The following is a 16563-nucleotide window of genomic DNA, read 5'->3' as shown; positions in this document are numbered from 1 at the left end:
TCTTTACATGGATTGGCTCGGCGACCACCAGTGGGCGGCTTGGCTCGCCCTCGCCGCAGCGCTGGGCGTCGGTGAGATGTTCAGTCTCGACCTCATCCTCGGCATGCTGGCCGTGGGTGCGCTGGTCGGCATGGTGGCCGGGGCGCTCGCCGCGCCCGTCGTCCTCCAGGTGCTGCTCGCCGTGGCCGCAGCGGCGGCCACGCTGACGCTCCTGCGGCCCTCACTGGTGCACCGCCTGCACGACGGCCCGGGGCTGACCACGGGTCACCAAAAGCTCGTAGGCTCCCAAGGCATCGCGGTCACCCGGCTCACCGCGGCGACGTCCGGCCAGATCCGCCTCGAGGGCGAGATCTGGACAGCCAAGCCCTACGACGACACGACGCCCATCGCCGAGGGCCAGACCGTCGAGGTGTTCGAGATCCGGGGCGCCACCGCCTACGTGCACCCCCTGACGCTGCCCGGTTCCACCCCAGAGGAGATCGCATGACCACCGCCATCTTGATCCTGCTCGCGCTGGTCGTCCTGTTCGTGATCGTGATGCTCGCCAAGACCGTGCGGATCATCCCGCAGGCGCGGGCCGGCATCGTCGAGCGGTTCGGCAAGTACAAGGGCACGCTCAATCCCGGCCTGAACATCGTCGTGCCGTTCATCGACACGGTGCGCTACGTCATCGACATGCGCGAGCAGGTCGTGAGCTTCCCGCCGCAACCGGTGATCACCGAGGACAACCTCGTGGTCTCGATCGACACCGTCATCTACTTCCAGGTGACCGACCCGATCGCTGCGACCTACGAGATCGCCAACTACATCCAGGCGATCGAGCAGCTCACCATGACCACGCTGCGCAACATCGTCGGTGGCATGGACCTCGAAGACACCCTCACCAGCCGCGAGTCCATCAACGGCGGCCTGCGTGGCGTGCTCGACGAGGCCACCGGCAAGTGGGGCGTGCGCGTGAACCGCGTCGAGATCAAGGGCATCGACCCGCCGCCGTCGATCAAGGACTCGATGGAGAAGCAGATGCGCGCCGACCGCGACAAGCGTGCGCTGATCCTCACCGCCGAGGGCGAGCGGCAGTCCGCCATCTTGAGTGCCGAGGGAAACAAGCAGTCGGCCATCCTCAACGCCGAAGGTGAGCGCGAGTCGCAGATCCTGCGGGCGCAGGCCGACCGCGAGGCGGCGATCCTGCGTGCCCAGGGTGAAGGCCAGGCCATCAAGACGGTCTTCCAGGCCATCCACGACGGCAACCCGGACCAGTCGCTGCTCTCCTACCAGTACCTCCAGATGATGCCCAAGATCGCCGAAGGTGGTGCGAACAAGCTCTGGATCGTGCCGAGCGAGATCGGCAAGGCCCTCGAGGGGCTGGGGTCGACCATGAACGACCTGCGCGGCATCCCGACCGAGACCGAGGGCCCGCGCGAGCGCGTCGACATGGGTCCGAGCGAGCCGCAGCTGCCCACGAGCTCAGGCACCTCCGAGGCCGACGCTGCGGTGCAAGCCGCCATCGCCGAGGCCCAGCGCGCGGCGAACCCGGGCAAGACAGACCTCGATAAGTGACGCCGGTCGAGGCGGTCGCCCTCCTCTTCGCGGGCGCCGCCGCCGGCGGCATCAACACGCTGGTCGGGTCCGGCACGCTCATCACGTTCCCGACCCTGCTCGCCTTCGGCGTACCGCCGGTCACCGCCAACGTCTCCAACAACATCGGGCTGCTGCCCGGCTCGCTGGCCGGCGCGTGGGGCTATCGCCGCGAGCTGGTCGGTCAACGCACGCGAGCCATCCGGCTCGCCGTGGCCTCGGTCATCGGCGGGACGACGGGCGCCGTGCTGTTGCTGGTGCTCCCGAGCAGCGCCTTCGACACGATCGTGCCCTTCCTGGTGCTCCTTGGCGTGGTGCTCGTGCTCGCCCAGCCCGCCATCTCCCGGCGGGTGGCGGCCCGCCGTGCGGAGAGGGGCGTGGTCGGCACCGGCGTTCCGGTCTGGGTGTGGATCTCGACGGCGGCGGCGGGTGTGTACGGCGGCTACTTCGGAGCCGCGCAGGGCGTGATCCTCATGGGCGTGCTCGGCATCGGGATCGTCGAGGACCTGCAGCGCCTGAACGCGGTGAAGAACGTGCTGGCCAGTGTCGTGAACGGTGTCGCCGCCGTCGTCTTCGTCTTCGTGGCGCACGTCGACTGGCCGATCGCCGGCATCATCGCGCTCGGCAGCGTCGTCGGAGGCACGCTGGCGGCTCGCTTCGGCCGCCGCCTGCCAGCCGTCGCCCTGCGCGGGCTCATCGCGGTGGTCGGCCTGGTCGCGGTCACCGCGCTCCTCGTGACGTAGCGACCTACCGCGAGCTCACGCCTTCCGGACCGACTCCCTGGCCGCCTCGTTGGCCGCCTTCTTGGCCGCCTTCCTCTCCGCTCGCGTGAGCGTGGTCCGCTGCGAGGGCAGCAGGCCGAGCAGACCCATGACGGCCGCGCCCGTGCCGGCCGCCGCCATGGTGGTGCCGGCCCTCTTCTCCAGGCCCTGCTCGGCCGGAGCCACGAACCCGGTCCACGCGTCGGCCGCGTCGACGCCGACGCCGATCAGCACGAGCCCGGCCCGGCCCTTGCCGGAGGCCAGCAGCGTGGCCGCACCGATCGCGATCTCGCGGGTGCCGAAGAGGCGCGTCACGAAGCCCGCCTGCGGGTTCGTCGACGTGGCGACGCCGAGGTACGTCGAGGCCAGGTCGGGGCGGGCGATGCAGGCGGCGCCGACGGCGATGCGGCCGAGGCTGAGTCCGGTCACGGGGTTCATGCCCCGTGACCCTAGCGGCTGGGTGAGGGACGTGGTGGGAGAGTGGAGGCATGGAGACGACATGGAGTTGAGCGAGGTCATGCGGACGACCCCGGCCAGCCGGGAGTTCGCCGACGAGCCGCCCGAGGTGCAGGTACCCGACGAGCTGCTGCACCGCATCCTCGACGACGCCCGGTTCGCGCCGTCCGGAGGCAATCGTCAGGGCGTGCGCATCATCGCCGTGCGCGACCCCGACACCCGGCGCCGTCTGGCGGAGCTGAACGAGCCCGCGGTGCGCCGCTACCTGGCGCAGTCCAAGGCGGGGGAGTCGCCCTGGAACCCGCTGCACCCTCCCGGCCCGAGCGCCGAGGAGATCGCGGCGACCGGCGTCCCCGCATCGTTCACCGAGCCACTGCTCACCTGCGGCGTCGTGCTGGTCGTGACCGTCGACCTCGGCGTCGTCGCCGCCATGGACCAGGATCTCGACCGGATCGGGCTGGTCTCTGGCGCGTCGGTCTACCCGCTGGTGTGGAACATCCTGCTCGCGGCCCGCGCCGAAGGCCTGGGCGGCACCATCACCACGATGGCGGTCGCCCGCGAGGACGCCGTCCGCGAGCTGCTCGGCGTGCCCGAGGGCTACGCCGTGGCGGCAGTCGTCCCCCTCGGCAGACCCGCGAAGCAGATCACCAAGCTGACGCGGCGTCCGGTCGAGGAGTTCGTGACGTGGGAACGGTTCGACGGGGCCGGTGTGTCCGGCTGAGGCTGGGTGCCGACGTGAGGGCCGACGTGGGGGCCGACGTGGGGGCCGACCCCGGCTAAGTGTGGGATCCGGTTCACCAGATGGCTCGGACCCCACGCCCCAGCGCGCGCTCGTCAGGCGGAGAGGTACGCCCCGACCCACCGGCCGAGCTCGTCGTAGGCCCGGGCCCGGGGCTCGGCGCGGGAGAGCACGACATCGTGGCGGGCGCCCGGGACGGCGACGTAGGTGACGTGGGTACCCAGGCAGGGCGACCACCGGCGGATTTGGGAGACGTCGAGGACCATGTCGGAGGCGTGTACGTCCTCGCCCATCTCGGCCGGTGTGGTGGAGCGGTCCGAGCTGAGCACGAGGATGGGCACCGAGAGGCTCAACCCCCGGTGCAGCACGGCGTGGCCGCGGCGGATGGCGCGCAGCCAGCCGAACATCACCGGGAACGAGAGCAGGGGCTTCCAGTCCAGGTCGAAGTCCCACTCGCCGTCGTGCTCGCGGTGCAGCGAGCGGCCGTAGAGTCCCTTGACCTCGCGCCCGAGCACGCGCTGGGGCCAACGGGCGCCGATCTGGTCGATGAGGAGGGTGCCGACCGAGCGCAGCCACGGGGCGCCTTGCAGGTCGAGCCAGGGCGAGTTCAAGACGACCCCGGCCAGCTCGGCTGGACGCCGCCGCTCCAGCCACAGCGGCAGCGTCAGACCTCCGGTGGAGTGGGCCGAGACGACGACGTGGTCGTGCCCGTCGCGCTGGGCCACCCGGTGCCAGGCGGCGTCGAGGTCGGCGTCGTACTCGCCGAGGTCCGCCACATAGGTGGGCGTCTGCCACGGCCGGATGGAGCGGCCGTACTTGCGCAGGTCGAGGGCATAGACGTCGTAACCGCGGTCGAGCCACCACTGTCCGTAGTCGGCCTGGAAGAAGTAGTCGGCGAACCCGTGCACGTGCAGCACGGCCCGCTCGCCCGGCCCCTCGCCGTCCGCCCACCGATGCACGAGCGTCGCGACGACCCGCCCCTCGTCGTCCGAACCGAGATCGATGGTCTCGGCCTCCCACGACCCGCCCAGCACGTCGGCCACGAAGTCAGCGCTCACGGCGCGAGTCTGGCAGACCGTCGCGCACCGCCAGGGCCAGACCGGGCTCGTTGCTCGTGACGAGCCAGGCTCGTCCGGGCTGCAACCAGTAGCGCAGCGATCGCTCGGTGTCGACGGTCCACACGAGGAGCGGCAGTCCACGCCGTCGGGCGAACGCGGCCACGCCCAGCCGCGCCAGCGCGTGGTTCGCCACGATCACGTTGGCGCGCGAGCGCCTCACCCGCAGCCGCGGCAGCACCTCCGAACGCCGGATGCGCAACTGCAGGTACCACGGCAGCCCCGCCACCCGGCGTCCGAGCGAGAGCCCCACGAGCAGGTCGAGGCCGCGCGCGTCGGCCCAGTCGCGCACGACTCGCACCGAGGCGTCCTCGAGCGTCGTGACCACCAGGCGGTCGGCTCCCAGGGCGGCCACCGCCTGCTCGGCCGCGCGCACCTCGGCTGCGACGCCGGGCGCGGCGCCCGGCTCGGGCACCAGCTTGAGGTCGATGTGCGCCCGCACGCCGGCCTCCGCCAAGACCGCGAGCACCGTGTCGTAGCGCAGGTGGTCGGGGGCCTGCCGCGCGAAGGCGGGGTAGTCGAGATCGGCCAGCGCGGCTCCGTCGGCCAGCCGGTCGTCGTGGTAGCAGACGAACGTGCCGTCCCCGAGGGCCTGGACGTCGAACTCGACGTAGTCGACACCCATCGCGACGGCCTGGCGCAACGCCGGCGCCGTGTTCTCCCGGGAGCGGTCCGAGCCCGCCCCGCAGCGGTGCGCGCTGACGAGGACGGGCTCGGAGGGGCGGCGCAGCACGCCGCCCAGGGTTCCAGACGGGGCTGGAGGGGCGGAGCTCAGGCCTCGACGACCTCCTGCGCCTCGGTCGGGTGCGGCGCCGGCGCACCGTGGTCGCCGCTGCGCACGGCCTCCTCGATGCGCTTGCCGATCTCGGCGTCGACAGAGGTCCAGTACTCGAACGCCCTTTCCAGGACCGGCTCGCTCACCCCGCCGGCCAGGTGACCGGCGACGTTGTCGACGAAGCGCTCGCGGGCGGCGTCGTCGAAGACCTCGCGCACCATCGTGCCGGCCTGGCCGAAGTCGTCGTCCTCGGCGCGCAGCGTGTAGGCCTCGCGCACCATCTCACCGTCGGTCTCCCAGCCGTCCTCGACCGGCCCGGTGAGGTCGGAGTAGGGGGCGTCGTAGGAGTTCGGTGCGTACTTCGGGGCGTCTCCGACGTGGTCGTAGGCCATGGGGCCGTCGAACTGGTAGGTGTAGGCGCCCTCGACGCGATGCCGGTTGACCGGCAGCTGCTGGTAGTTCGGTCCGATGCGGTAGCGGTGGGTGTCGGCGTAGGCGAAGACGCGGCCCAGCAGCATCTTGTCGGGGGAGAACCCGATGCCCGGCACGATCGCCGACGGCTCGAAGCTCGCCTGCTCGATCTGGGCGAAGAAGTTGTCGGGGTTCTTGTTCAGCGTCATGGTGCCGACCTCGTGCAGCGGGTAGTCGCTGTGCGGCCACACCTTGGTGAGGTCGAAGGGGTTGAACCGGTAGGTCTTGGCCTCCTCGTAGGGCATGACCTGCACCTTGAGGGTCCAGCTGGGGTGGTCGCCCCGCTCGATGGCCTCGTTGAGGTCGCGGCGGTGGAAGTCGGAGTCCTCGCCGGCGATCCGGTTGGCCTCGTCCTGGGTGAGGCACTCGACGCCCTGGGCGGAGATGAAGTGGAACTTCACCCAGAACTTCTCGCCGGCCTCGTTGTACCAGAGGTAGGTGTGGCTGCCGTAGCCGTTCATGTGGCGCCACGTGCGCGGGATGCCGCGGTCGCCCATGAGCCAGGTGACCTGGTGGGCCGACTCGGGGTTGAGGGTCCAGAAGTCCCACTGCATGTCGTTGTCGCGCAGGCCATTGCCGCCGCGGCGCTTCTGGCTGCGGATGAAGTGCGGGAACTTCATGGTGTCGCGCACGAAGAACACCGGGGTGTTGTTGCCGACGAGATCCCAGTTGCCCTCGGTCGTGTAGAACTTCAGCGCGAAGCCGCGCGGGTCGCGCCAGGTGTCGGGCGAGCCCTGCTCGCCGGCGACGGTCGAGAAGCGGGCCAGCATGTCGGTGGTGGTGCCCTGGGTGAACATCGCGGCCTTGGTCCACTGCGAGACGTCTGCGGTGCACTCGAACGTGCCGAACGCACCGGAGCCCTTGGCGTGCACGTTGCGCTCGGGCACGCGTTCGCGGTTGAAGTGGGCCATCTGCTCGATGAAGTGGTGGTCGTGGAGCAGCAGCGGCCCGTCGGGACCGACGCTGAGGCTGTTGCGGTCCGACGGCGCCGGTGCGCCGGTGCCGGTCGTGGAACCGCGCTGGGCGGGTGCCTGGGTCATGGGTCGAGATCTCCTTGCATGGTGGGTGGCATCGATCCGGGGCTCTGCTCCCACGGTGCCTCGCTCCTGCCCGGTTTCCCACCACCCCGGGGTGGGTGGACCGTAGGCTTCGCGCGTGAACCGTGGTGCTCCCCGCCGGCCGTTCGGAGGCCGCTCCTGGAGTCGCGGCGCGATCGAGCTGGCGACCGAGTGGAGCCGGGGCACCCCGCGCAGCCAGGGCGTCGTCCTCGCCCTGCTCGTGCTCCTGGTCACCGGGTGCTTCACGGTGACCTGGCACCGCTACCAGGTGCTGCCCGTCGGCACGTACTTCGTGTGGTTGGTCATCGGGCTCGCGCTCCTGCGCTTCCGGCCGCTGCTGGTGCTGACGATCGTCGTGCTCGGCGGTGTGGCCGTGCTGTCGTTCAAGGCCGACGACGGGGGCGCCGCGTTCTCCGTGGCCCGGCTCTCCGGGCTCCTCGCCCTGAGCCTGGGCGGGGCGCTGATCCTCGTCCAGTCCGGGCTCCAGCGCAGTGGTCTGCCGGCTCCGCTGGGGGACTCCATGCTGGCCGACTTGCGCGACCGCCTCCAGCGCCAAGGCGTGGTGCCGCCGCTGCCGGTGCCCTGGCGCTGCCAGACCTCCATGGTCGCCGCGCACGGAGTCGGCTACGCGGGCGACTTCATGGTGGCCGACCTGCGCGAAGGGCCTGACGGCGACGAGCTCGAGCTGATTCTCGTCGACGTGGTCGGCAAGGGCATCGCGGCCGGAACCGGAGCGCTCCAGTTCGCCGGAGCCCTCAGCGGGTTGATCGGCGCGCTACCCCCGCGGCGGCTCTTCGAGGCGGCCAACGACTTCCTGCTGCGTCAGGAGTCCGAGGAGACCCTGGCGACGGCCGTGCACGTGCTGATCGATCTGGCCACCGGTCGCTTCGTCGTGCACAGCGCGGGTCATCCCCCGGCGCTGCGTTGGAACGCCGCGCGCCGAGAGTGGATCCCGCAGACGGCCCGGGGCATGGCGCTCGGCGTCAGTTCCGAGCTCTCGCTGCACGACTCCTCGGGCACGCTCGCCCGCGGCGAGGCGCTCATGTTCTATACCGACGGTGTGGTGGAGAGGCCCGATGCAGACATCGACGACGGCATCGCCTGGCTCCAGCGGATGGGCAGCATCGCCGTCGCCCATGGATTCGAGGGTGCGGCCGAGCGGATCCTGCGCCGGGTGCCGCGCGGCGACGACGACAGAGCCGTGCTGATCATCGACCGCGGTCTGGAGCGGCCCGTCGGAGGGCCGCGATGAGCGAGGACCTCGCCCGTGCCCTGTTGCACGAGCACGCCGAGCGTCGCGTCACCGGGCACCTCGAGGACCCCGCCACCTGGGCTGCCGTCGCGTGCGTCGAGCGGACGGCGTGCGTCGCCGGACACACCGACAGCGTGCGGCTCGCCGCCCTCTTCGCCGCCGACGCGCCCCTGCCCGCCGGGCGGCTGGGCGAGCTGGTCGAGGAATCGATCGAGCGGGTCGTGGCCGCCATCCGCAGACGCCAACGCGACAACCGCATCGAGGCCGGCGTCCTCAACGCCCCAGCGGGCCACTACGCGGTCACGAAGGACGCCGTGCTGCTGCGCGCCGCGGTGCGGGCGGCACACCGCACCTTCGAGGAGGTGCCCTACTACACCCAGCGCTACGGCGGTCGCGGCTCGCGCTTCGCCGGGTCGGACTCCGCGTGGCTGGCGACCCTCACGGGCCTGCCGCTCGAGCGAGCGCTCCAGCAGGTCACATGGCTCAGCGGGCTGCTGGCGTGCAAGGGCATGCCGTCATGGCTGATGGAGCGGCATCTCGACGATCTGGCGCTCGGGCTCGACGAGGCCGCGGGCACGGGGACCAGCGGCGTGCTGCCGGGCGTGGCCGCGGCACTGCGGGAGCGTCGTTGCGCAGCGGTCCCGCACGAGGTTCTCCTGGCCGCGGAGCACCGGGTCGACGACGAGGTGGGGGTGCGTCAGCCGGTGCCGCAGAGCGGCGCGTTGGTCGTGGCGGAGGTCGCCGACCAGCGCTCGGGCATGACGACCGGCCACGACGTCGCGCTCGACTGGCTCGTGGAGCGCTCCGCGCCCGACGTCGCAGACCTCCTGCGGGAGATCGCTGCCGGCACGTCCCGTCGATGATCGCGCGGGTGGCAGCCCTACCGGCCGAGCTGGACGACGTCCCAGCCGGTGAGCAGAGACCGGGCGTCGGGTCGGCGGGAGGTTCGAGGTCTGCCATACACCGAACCCAGCCACTGCGCGGCGTGGCGACCACCACCCGGGCAGGAGCAGCGTCGTCGGACCGTCGCTGGGAGCATGGGGCCATGAGCTCGGAGCCCCCGTACCCCGCAGGCCTACGCCTGGCCGGACGCCGCGTGCTCGTCGTCGGCGGTGGTCACGTCGCCCAACGCCGCGTGCCGCCGCTGATCGCGGCAGGAGCCGACGTGCTGCTCGTCTCGCCCGACGTCACCCCCTCGCTGGAGGGCTTGGCGGCGGAGCTGACCTGGGAGGCTCGCGGGTTCGCCGAGTCCGACCTCGACGGCGCCTGGTATGCGTTGGCTCTCACCGACGACCCCGAGGTCAACGCGGCCGTGGCGTCGGCCGCCGAGGAGCGCCGCGTCTTCTGTGTGCGCGGCGACGATGCCGAGGGCGGCACGGCATGGACGCCGGCCGTCGGCCGCCACGACCAGCTCACCGTGGCCGTGCTCGCCAACCGCGAGCCACGGGTCTCGTCGTCGGTGCGGGACGACATCATGGCCGGTCTGCGCGACGGATCCCTCGCGGGGCGCGCCGCGCACGACCGCACGCCGGGGGTGGTGCTGGTGGGGGGCGGCCCCGGCGATCCCGAGTTCGCGACCGTGGCGGCGCGCCACGCCCTGGCCTCCGCCGATGTGGTGGTGGCCGACCGGCTGGCGCCGCGCGAGCTGCTCGACGAGCTCGCGCCTGACGTCGAGCTGATCGACGTGGCCAAGCTGCCGCGCGGTCGGTCCGCCGCCCAGGAGTTCATCAACGAGGTCATCGTCGACCGCGCCTTGGCCGGCAAGCGGGTCGTGCGCTTCAAGGGCGGTGACAACTTCGTGTTCGGCCGCGGCTACGAGGAGGTGCTCGCCTGTCAGGCGGCGGGCGTGCCCGTCACCGTGGTGCCCGGTCTCACCTCGGCGATCGCGGTGCCCGCACGTGCGGGCATCCCGGTCACGCATCGCGGGGTCGCGCACGAGTTCACCGTGATCTCGGGCCACCTGCCGCCCGGTCACCCGGACTCGCTGGTCGAGTGGGACGCCGTGGCCCGGCTCCGCGGCACCGTCGTGCTGCTCATGGCCGTCGAGAACGCTCCGAAGATCGCCGAGGCGCTGCTCGCGGGCGGTCGTGACGCCGAGACCCCGCTCGCGGTGGTGATGGACGGCACGATGCCCGCGGAGCGCACCGTCATCTCGACCCTCGGCACGTTGGCCGCCGACATCGAGACCGAGGGCGTGCGCCCCCCGGCGATCATCGTGATCGGCGACGTGGTCGGGGTGGCGCGGCCCGCCGGCCGCGGCTGATGGCCGACCTGATCGAGGTCGACGACCCCGACGACCCGCGTCTGGCCGACTACCGCGACCTGCGCGACGTCACGCTGCGCAAGCACCTCGAGGCCCAACACGGGCTGTTCCTCGCCGAGGGGGAGAAGGTCGTGCGGCGGGCGGTCGAGGCCGGATACCCAGCCCGCTCCTTCCTCATGGCGCCGCGCTGGCTCGACGGACTCGGCGACGTGCTGGAGCGCAGCGCCGCACCCTGCTTCGTCGTCTCCGAGGCGATGGCCGAGCAGGTCACCGGCTTTCACGTGCACCGCGGTGCGCTCGCCTCGATGCGCCGCAACGCGCTGCCGAGCGTCGAGGCGGTGCTGCACGGCGCCCGCACCGTGCTCGTGGTCGAGGACGTCGTCGATCACACCAACATCGGCGCCCTGTTCCGCAGTGGCGCCGCCCTCGGGGTCGACGCCGTGCTGCTCTCGCCCCGGGCCGCCGACCCGCTCTACCGGCGCTCGGTGAAGGTCGCGATGGGAGCGGTGTTCTCGCTGCCCTGGACCCGGCTGGAGGAGTGGCACGGTGCGCTGCCCTCGCTCACCGCACGCGGGTTCACCACCGTCGCGCTCACGCTCGCCGAGGGCGCCGTCCCGATCGAGGACGCCGTGCTCGGGCTCGACCGGGTCGCTCTCGTGCTCGGCTCCGAGGGCCACGGCCTCTCGGCGCGATGGCAGGCCGACGCCGATCGGCTGGCCACCATCTCGATGGCGGCCGGCATCGACTCGCTCAACGTCGCCGCCGCCTCGGCGGTCGCCTGCTACGTCGCCGCCCGCCGCTGACCGGTGGCCGGCGCGCGGCCACCGCAGGAGCGGGCTATCGGCAGTCGGCCGGGTCGGTGCTGAGCACCTGGTCGACGGGGGCCCGGGCGGTCTGCTGCTCGCCGTCCTGGGTCCAGGTGGCCTCCAGGGTGCCGAGGTCGGCGGGGGAGTCGCCGCGGCGGGTCGTGGGGGCCATGCGCAGATGGAACATGAGGCCGCCGGTCTGGCCGGCGAACGTTGCCATCAGGTCGGTGGACTCGCGCTGGCTCCACACGACGAAGCGATCGTCGAAGTCGGAGCGGGTGTCCCACGCGATGGTGCCGCCGCTGGTGATCGCGCCACCGGGGTTCTGGGGCGGGATCGAGACGGGGGAGCCGATCACGCGGTAGCCGGTGCCGTCGACCAGCCGGAAGCCGATCTCGTCGAGATCCGCGGTGCTCTTCCACTGGCTGTCGAACCACGCGATGTCGCGCGGCATGCCGCGGGTGAAGCAGGTCGTGCCGCTGCTGCCGACCTCGACCGAGACCGCCGGGTCGTCGGCCGCTTCGGGCTGGGCGGTCACCGTGGTGGTGACGGTCACGGTGGCCTGCGCCGCGGTGTCGGCGGAGGAGCCGGAGGAGGTGTCGGTGCAGGCGCCGGCCCCGAGACCCACGAGAGCGACGACGGCCGTGAGGGCCACGACAGGCCGCGGCGTCCGCGAGAGCTGGGCCGACAGGGAGAGCGTCATGGCCAGAAGGTTAGGGGCTCAGGCGGGCCAGCCGAGCGGGTACTCGTCGGCGGAGCGCTCCATCTCCTTGGTCAGCCTCTTGCGCGCCTTAGTGGGTAGCCGGTCGCCGAAGACGGTGCCGACGGTGTGGTCGGTCTCGTGCTGGAGGCAGCGGGCGAGCAGTCCGTTGCCGCTGAAGGTCACCGGCTCGCCGTCGAGGCCCACGCCGGTGACGGAGGCGAAGTCCGGGCGCGCGCAGCCGACGAAGGCGCCGGGGTAGGAGAGGCAGCCCTCTTCGGCGTCGTCGAGGTGGCGGTCCTTGCCCTCGGGGAGCGTGAGCACCGGGTTGCACACGACACCCACGGTGCGCTCGCCGCTCTCGTCGGGGCAGTCGAAGACGTACATCGCGAGGTCGACGCCGACCTGGCAGGCGGCCAGACCGACACCGTCGGCGGCGTACATGGTGGCGACCATGTCGGCGGCGAGCGCGCGCAGGTCGTCGTCGAACGCGGTCACCTGCCGCTGGGGGCGGTGCATCACGTCGGTGCCCCACCGGGTGATGGGTCGGACCGATCCGCCCTCGGGGAGCGGGCCGTGCGGCGCGTGGGCGGGAGAGTCCGGGGCAGCCATGCGGCGCATCCTAGGGCGTGCGGTCGTGCGGTTCGGTGCACACGTGTGACCTGATCCACGGCCGTCGGTGTAGCGCCGTGTGTAACTCATAGTTACATTATCTCGTATGGACCTTCCCAAGACCCTGACCTCCCGTCTGGGGCCGGGCGGCAAGAACGGGCTGGCGAGCACCGAGAAGCGCGACCCCATCGGGTACGCCGTGGCCGGTCTCGGCAGACTCGCCGCGAGCGACCTGCTCGACCGCCTCGGCATCCGCAAGCAGACCGAGCAGGTCGTGTTCACCACGACCCGCAGCGGCTTTGCGGCCCTCACTCGGGCCAGCCGCCAGTTCGCGAAGGCCGGCAGCACGAAGAAGCCCGGAACCCGCGTGCCGAGCGCCGAGCCGACGGGGCTCTTCGACCTCACGCCGAGTGAGGACGAGCAGATGCTCGTCGACGTCGTGAGCGAGTTCGCCGCCGAGATCGTGCGCCCTGCCGCCGCCGACGCGGACGACGCGTGCGCCACGCCCGAGGAGGTGCTCGCGGCCAGCCTCGAGATCGGGCTGCCGATCCTGGGTCTGCCCGAGGCGTTGGGCGGCATCGCCGAGGAGCGCTCGGCCATGGCCGGCACCCTCGTCGCCGAGGCGCTGTCGAAGGGCGACATGGGCATCGCGGTCGCCGCGCTCGCCCCGGGGGCGGTCGCCACCGCCATCGGGCTCTGGGGCACCGAGGCGCAACAGCAGACCTACCTGCCGCCCTTCTCGGAGGAGAAGTCCGGCAAGGACGGCGTGCCCGCCGCAGCGCTGGCGCTGGCCGAGCCCACCGTGCTCTTCGACGTGCTCGCGCCGTCGACCACCGCCACGAAGACCGCCGACGGCTACGAGCTGAACGGCGTCAAGGCCGGCGTCGTGCGCGGCGCCGAGGCCGAGCTGTTCGTCGTCGGCGCCGAGCTCGACGGCAAGCCCGTGCTGTTCCTGCTCGAGTCCGGTGCCGAGGGCCTGAGGGTCGAGGCCGACCCCTCGATGGGCCTGCGCGCGGCCGCTCTCACCACGCTGCACCTCGACCACGTGAAGGTGCCGGCCGACGCCGTGCTCGGTGAGACCGACGCCTCCACCTACACCGAGTGCGTGCGGCTCTCGCGTCTGGCCTGGTGTGCCCTCGCGGTCGGCACCGGCCAGGCCGTGCTCGACTACGTGACGCCCTACGTCAAGGAGCGCGAGGCGTTCGGCGAGCCGATCGCACACCGTCAGTCGGTGGCCTTCATGGTCGCCAACATCGCGATCGAGCTGCAGGCCATGCGCCTGCTCACCTACAAGGCCGCCGGTCAGGTGGCCGTCGGCAAGGACGCCGCGCGTGCGGTGGGCCTGGCCCGCAAGCTGTGCGCGGAGCGCGGCATGGGCATCGGGAACGACGGTGTCCAGCTGCTCGGGGGCCACGGCTTCGTCAAGGAGCACCCGGTCGAGCGGTGGTACCGCGACCTGCGTGCCGTCGGAATCATGGAAGGTGCGGTGCTGGTCTGATGATCTACCTCGAGGATCCCAAGAAGCTCAAGCCCCTGGTGGGCCAGGCCCACCAGGTCGCGATGAACATGCTGCGGCCGATTTCGCGCAAGTACGACCGCGCCGAGCACGCCTACCCGACCGAGCTCGACATGCTCGCCTCGATGATCGACGGGCTCTCGGAGTCCGGCGCCTCCGAGGGCGCCGGCGCCTCCGGCGTCCGTCGAGAGGAGAAGCAGGAGAAGACCGGCCCCGAGTCGTCGGGAAACAGGAACGGCTCGAACCTCGCCTCGGTGCTCTCGATCACCGAGATGTGCTGGGGCGACGTCGGGCTGCTGCTCTCGATGCCGCGTCAGGGCCTGGGCAACTCGGCCATCGCCTCGGTGGCCGACGAGGAGCAGTCCGAGCGGTTCGAGGGCGTGTGGGCCGGCATGGCCATCACCGAGCCCGGCGTCGGCTCCGACTCCGCCCAGATCAAGACCACCGCCGTGCTCGACGGCGACGAGTACGTCATCAACGGCGAGAAGATCTACGTCACCTCCGGCGACCGAGCCGACCACATCGTGGTGTGGGCGACCCTCGATCGCGAGCTCGGCCGGGCCGCCATCAAGTCCTTCGTGGTGCCCAAGGGCACACCCGGCATGCGGGTGGAGCGGCTCGAGCACAAGCTCGGCATCCGCGCCTCCGACACCGCGGCGATCCTCTTCGAGGACTGCCGGGTGCCGAAGGAGAACCTGCTCGGCTCGCCCGAGGTCGACACCAAGCAGGGCTTCGCCGGCGCCATGGCCACCTTCGACAACACCCGCCCACTGGTGGCCGCGATGGCCGTGGGGTGTGCCCGCGCCTCGCTCGACCTGACCCGCGAGCTGCTGGAGCAGGCCGGCGTCCGCATCGACTACGACCGCCCCGCGCACACCCAGGTGGCCGCGGCCTCGAAGTACCTCCAGCTGGAGGCCGACTGGGAGGGCGCCAAGCTGCTGATGATGCAGGCGGCGTGGATGGCCGACAACCGCGAGCCCAACAGCCTCGAGGCCTCGATGGCCAAGGCCAAGGCCGGCCGCGTCGGCTCCGACGTCACGCTCTCGTGCGTCGAGTTGGCCGGCATGGTCGGCTACTCCGAGAACGAGCTGCTCGAGAAGTGGGGTCGTGACTCCAAGATCCTCGACATCTTCGAGGGCACCCAGCAGATCCAGCAGCTGATCGTGGCTCGCCGGGTGCTCGGGCTGACCAGCGGTCAACTGAAGTGACCGGCTGAGGCGTCGACCGGGGGAGTCCTCATCCCGGCTGGTCACCCGTGCCCACCCTTGTTGCATGATGGTTGCAACAACCAACCATCTGCGGCGAAGGGTGAAGCATGGCGAAGGCGTCACGACTGACCGCAGCGTGGGGCCACCTGGCGCCGAGGGAGCGCCGCAGCCTGTTCGGCATGTACGCCCTGATCGTCGCGCTGCACCTGATCGGCTTCGGTGTGCTCGTCATCCTCGTGGCTCCTCACGGCTACCAGATCGGCGGCGCCCACCCGACCTACACCGTGGGCGTGGGGCTGCTGGCCTACACCTTCGGCCTGCGGCACGCCTTCGACGCCGACCACATCGCGGCCGTCGACAACACGACGCGGACGCTGCTCGCCCGGCGCGAGCGGTCGGCCTCCGAGCGAGGATGGCGCGGTGAGCGGCCCTTGTCGGTGGGCTTCTGGTTCTCCCTGGGCCACTCCACCATCGTGTTCGCGCTCTGTGTGCTGCTCGGCCTCGGCGTCCGCTCGCTGTCTGGCCAGCTCGCCGACGACGACTCGCGGCTGCACACGCTGACCAGCATCGTCGGACCCTCGGTCTCCGGGCTGTTCCTCTGGATCCTCGGCATGGTGAACCTGGTGGCGCTGATCGGCATCGTGGCGGTGTTCCGCGACCTGCGGCAGGGGCGCTTCGACGAGGCCGAGCTGGAGCGCCGGCTGGACTCCCGCGGGCTGCTGAACCGGGTTCTGGGCGGGCTGACCCGCTCGGTGACCCGCGCCTGGCACATCTACCCGGTCGGGGTGCTCTTCGGGCTCGGCTTCGACACCGCGACCGAGGTCGGGCTCCTCGTGGTGGCGGGGGGCGCGGCGACCTCCGGTCTGCCGTTCTGGGCGATCCTGGTGCTGCCGATCCTCTTCGCGGCCGGCATGTGCCTCATGGACACCACCGACGGCGTCTTCATGAACGTCGCCTACGGGTGGGCCTTCGCCCGGCCGGTGCGCAAGATCTTCTACAACCTCACCATCACCTCACTCTCCGTCCTCGTCGCCCTCGTCATCGGCACCATCGAGCTCGACTCGGTGCTCGTCGACCGGCTCTCGATCCGACACGGACCGTTGGCGGCGATCGCCGGTATCCCGCTCGCCGACGCCGGCTACGCCCTCGTCGGGCTGTTCGTGCTGGTGTGGGCCGTCGCGCTCGCGGTCTGGCGCCTCGGCCGCGTCGAGGAGCGCTGGATCTGACCCGGTGGGGTGGGCTGGCGCCTCGGCCCC

17 protein-coding genes are annotated in these 16563 nt (G+C 71.6%); 11 read left to right on the top strand and 6 right to left on the bottom strand.

Annotated elements, in window-relative coordinates; translation table 11 throughout:
* The first annotated feature begins 7 nt into the window (after positions 1-7).
* From ISG29_RS15720 to ISG29_RS15710, 3 genes are read left to right on the top strand one after another with little or no spacing between them, the layout of a single operon-like run.
* Positions 8-487 (top strand): NfeD family protein, encoded by a 480-nt coding sequence (locus tag ISG29_RS15720; RefSeq protein WP_194504394.1) that lies wholly within the window; start codon positions 8-10, stop codon positions 485-487.
* On the top strand, positions 484-1557 hold the full coding sequence (locus ISG29_RS15715; protein ID WP_194504393.1) for an SPFH domain-containing protein: 1074 nt from the start codon (positions 484-486) through the stop codon (positions 1555-1557). The genes ISG29_RS15720 and ISG29_RS15715 overlap by 4 nt, the downstream gene beginning before the upstream one ends.
* Complete coding sequence (locus ISG29_RS15710) at positions 1554-2318, top strand: sulfite exporter TauE/SafE family protein (RefSeq protein WP_194504392.1); 765 nt, start codon at positions 1554-1556, stop codon at positions 2316-2318. The genes ISG29_RS15715 and ISG29_RS15710 overlap by 4 nt, the downstream gene beginning before the upstream one ends.
* Positions 2319-2333: 15 nt before the next feature.
* Here ISG29_RS15710 and ISG29_RS15705 read toward each other — a convergent pair whose 3' ends face one another.
* Entirely contained in the window at positions 2334-2774 is a 441-nt protein-coding gene (locus tag ISG29_RS15705; RefSeq protein ID WP_194504391.1) for a hypothetical protein, read from the bottom strand.
* Positions 2775-2835: 61 nt separating this feature from the next.
* On the opposite strand from ISG29_RS15705, the gene ISG29_RS15700 reads away from it, so the two are divergent.
* Entirely contained in the window at positions 2836-3513 is a 678-nt protein-coding gene (locus ISG29_RS15700) for a nitroreductase family protein (RefSeq protein ID WP_194504390.1), read from the top strand.
* 113 nt (positions 3514-3626) lie between these two features.
* Here the strand turns inward: ISG29_RS15700 and ISG29_RS15695 are convergent, their stop codons facing one another.
* The 3 genes from ISG29_RS15695 to ISG29_RS15685 are packed head-to-tail and all read right to left on the bottom strand — an operon-like array spanning position 3627 to position 6932.
* Positions 3627-4589: an alpha/beta hydrolase gene (locus tag ISG29_RS15695; RefSeq protein ID WP_194504389.1), complete on the bottom strand. Its 963-nt coding sequence runs from the start codon at positions 4587-4589 to the stop codon at positions 3627-3629.
* Positions 4579-5379 carry a glycerophosphodiester phosphodiesterase gene (locus ISG29_RS15690; protein ID WP_194504388.1) on the bottom strand — a complete coding sequence of 267 codons (801 nt, stop codon included), beginning with the start codon at positions 5377-5379 and terminating at the stop codon, positions 4579-4581. Before ISG29_RS15690 ends, ISG29_RS15695 begins: the two co-directional genes overlap by 11 nt.
* A gap of 38 nt (positions 5380-5417) precedes the next feature.
* Entirely contained in the window at positions 5418-6932 is a 1515-nt protein-coding gene (locus ISG29_RS15685; RefSeq protein WP_194504387.1) for a catalase, read from the bottom strand.
* Positions 6933-7047: 115 nt separating this feature from the next.
* Between ISG29_RS15685 and ISG29_RS21745 the strand changes: the two genes are divergently transcribed.
* From ISG29_RS21745 to ISG29_RS15665, 4 genes are all read left to right on the top strand, one after another.
* Positions 7048-8202, top strand: coding sequence for a PP2C family protein-serine/threonine phosphatase (locus tag ISG29_RS21745; RefSeq protein ID WP_194504386.1), 1155 nt, complete (start codon positions 7048-7050; stop codon positions 8200-8202).
* Positions 8199-9065, top strand: a complete 867-nt coding sequence (locus tag ISG29_RS15675; protein ID WP_194504385.1) for a hypothetical protein — start codon at positions 8199-8201, stop codon at positions 9063-9065. The genes ISG29_RS21745 and ISG29_RS15675 overlap by 4 nt, the downstream gene beginning before the upstream one ends.
* A 182-nt stretch (positions 9066-9247) precedes the next feature.
* Positions 9248-10465: a uroporphyrinogen-III C-methyltransferase gene (gene cobA / locus ISG29_RS15670; protein ID WP_194504384.1), complete on the top strand. Its 1218-nt coding sequence runs from the start codon at positions 9248-9250 to the stop codon at positions 10463-10465.
* Positions 10465-11268, top strand: a complete 804-nt coding sequence (locus tag ISG29_RS15665; protein ID WP_194504383.1) for a TrmH family RNA methyltransferase — start codon at positions 10465-10467, stop codon at positions 11266-11268. Before cobA ends, ISG29_RS15665 begins: the two co-directional genes overlap by 1 nt.
* A 34-nt stretch (positions 11269-11302) precedes the next feature.
* Here ISG29_RS15665 and ISG29_RS15660 read toward each other — a convergent pair whose 3' ends face one another.
* Complete coding sequence (locus ISG29_RS15660) at positions 11303-11974, bottom strand: hypothetical protein (RefSeq protein WP_194504382.1); 672 nt, start codon at positions 11972-11974, stop codon at positions 11303-11305.
* A gap of 18 nt (positions 11975-11992) precedes the next feature.
* Entirely contained in the window at positions 11993-12592 is a 600-nt protein-coding gene (gene def / locus ISG29_RS15655; protein ID WP_407940228.1) for a peptide deformylase, read from the bottom strand.
* A gap of 97 nt (positions 12593-12689) precedes the next feature.
* Here def and ISG29_RS15650 point away from each other — a divergent pair, with 97 nt between their 5' ends.
* From ISG29_RS15650 to nicT, 3 genes are all read left to right on the top strand, one after another.
* Positions 12690-14081: an acyl-CoA dehydrogenase family protein gene (locus ISG29_RS15650; RefSeq protein WP_194504380.1), complete on the top strand. Its 1392-nt coding sequence runs from the start codon at positions 12690-12692 to the stop codon at positions 14079-14081.
* The gene (locus ISG29_RS15645; RefSeq protein WP_194504379.1) at positions 14081-15307 is read left to right on the top strand and encodes an acyl-CoA dehydrogenase family protein; all 1227 of its coding nucleotides are present in this window, start codon (positions 14081-14083) and stop codon (positions 15305-15307) included. The genes ISG29_RS15650 and ISG29_RS15645 overlap by 1 nt, the downstream gene beginning before the upstream one ends.
* A 107-nt stretch (positions 15308-15414) precedes the next feature.
* On the top strand, positions 15415-16533 hold the full coding sequence (nicT, locus tag ISG29_RS15640; RefSeq protein ID WP_207793203.1) for a Nickel transporter NicT: 1119 nt from the start codon (positions 15415-15417) through the stop codon (positions 16531-16533).
* Positions 16534-16563 lie beyond the last annotated feature (30 nt).

Source organism: Nocardioides acrostichi, assembly GCF_015319165.1.
GTDB classification, from domain to species: domain Bacteria; phylum Actinomycetota; class Actinomycetes; order Propionibacteriales; family Nocardioidaceae; genus Nocardioides; species Nocardioides acrostichi.
Note: the sequence above shows the minus strand (reverse complement) of the source record. Positions and strands in the feature narration are given on the sequence as shown.

Coding starts and splice junctions, on each gene's coding strand:
- ISG29_RS15720 (WP_194504394.1), top strand. CDS start 8: ATGGATTGGCTCGGCGACCACCAGTGGGCGGCTTGGCTCGCCCTCGCC.
- ISG29_RS15715 (WP_194504393.1), top strand. CDS start 484: ATGACCACCGCCATCTTGATCCTGCTCGCGCTGGTCGTCCTGTTCGTG.
- ISG29_RS15705 (WP_194504391.1), bottom strand. CDS start 2,774: ATGAACCCCGTGACCGGACTCAGCCTCGGCCGCATCGCCGTCGGCGCC.
- ISG29_RS15700 (WP_194504390.1), top strand. CDS start 2,836: ATGGAGTTGAGCGAGGTCATGCGGACGACCCCGGCCAGCCGGGAGTTC.
- ISG29_RS15685 (WP_194504387.1), bottom strand. CDS start 6,932: ATGACCCAGGCACCCGCCCAGCGCGGTTCCACGACCGGCACCGGCGCA.
- ISG29_RS15675 (WP_194504385.1), top strand. CDS start 8,199: ATGAGCGAGGACCTCGCCCGTGCCCTGTTGCACGAGCACGCCGAGCGT.
- cobA (WP_194504384.1), top strand. CDS start 9,248: ATGAGCTCGGAGCCCCCGTACCCCGCAGGCCTACGCCTGGCCGGACGC.
- ISG29_RS15665 (WP_194504383.1), top strand. CDS start 10,465: ATGGCCGACCTGATCGAGGTCGACGACCCCGACGACCCGCGTCTGGCC.
- ISG29_RS15660 (WP_194504382.1), bottom strand. CDS start 11,974: ATGACGCTCTCCCTGTCGGCCCAGCTCTCGCGGACGCCGCGGCCTGTC.
- def (WP_407940228.1), bottom strand. CDS start 12,592: ATGCGCCGCATGGCTGCCCCGGACTCTCCCGCCCACGCGCCGCACGGC.
- ISG29_RS15650 (WP_194504380.1), top strand. CDS start 12,690: ATGGACCTTCCCAAGACCCTGACCTCCCGTCTGGGGCCGGGCGGCAAG.
- ISG29_RS15645 (WP_194504379.1), top strand. CDS start 14,081: ATGATCTACCTCGAGGATCCCAAGAAGCTCAAGCCCCTGGTGGGCCAG.
- nicT (WP_207793203.1), top strand. CDS start 15,415: ATGGCGAAGGCGTCACGACTGACCGCAGCGTGGGGCCACCTGGCGCCG.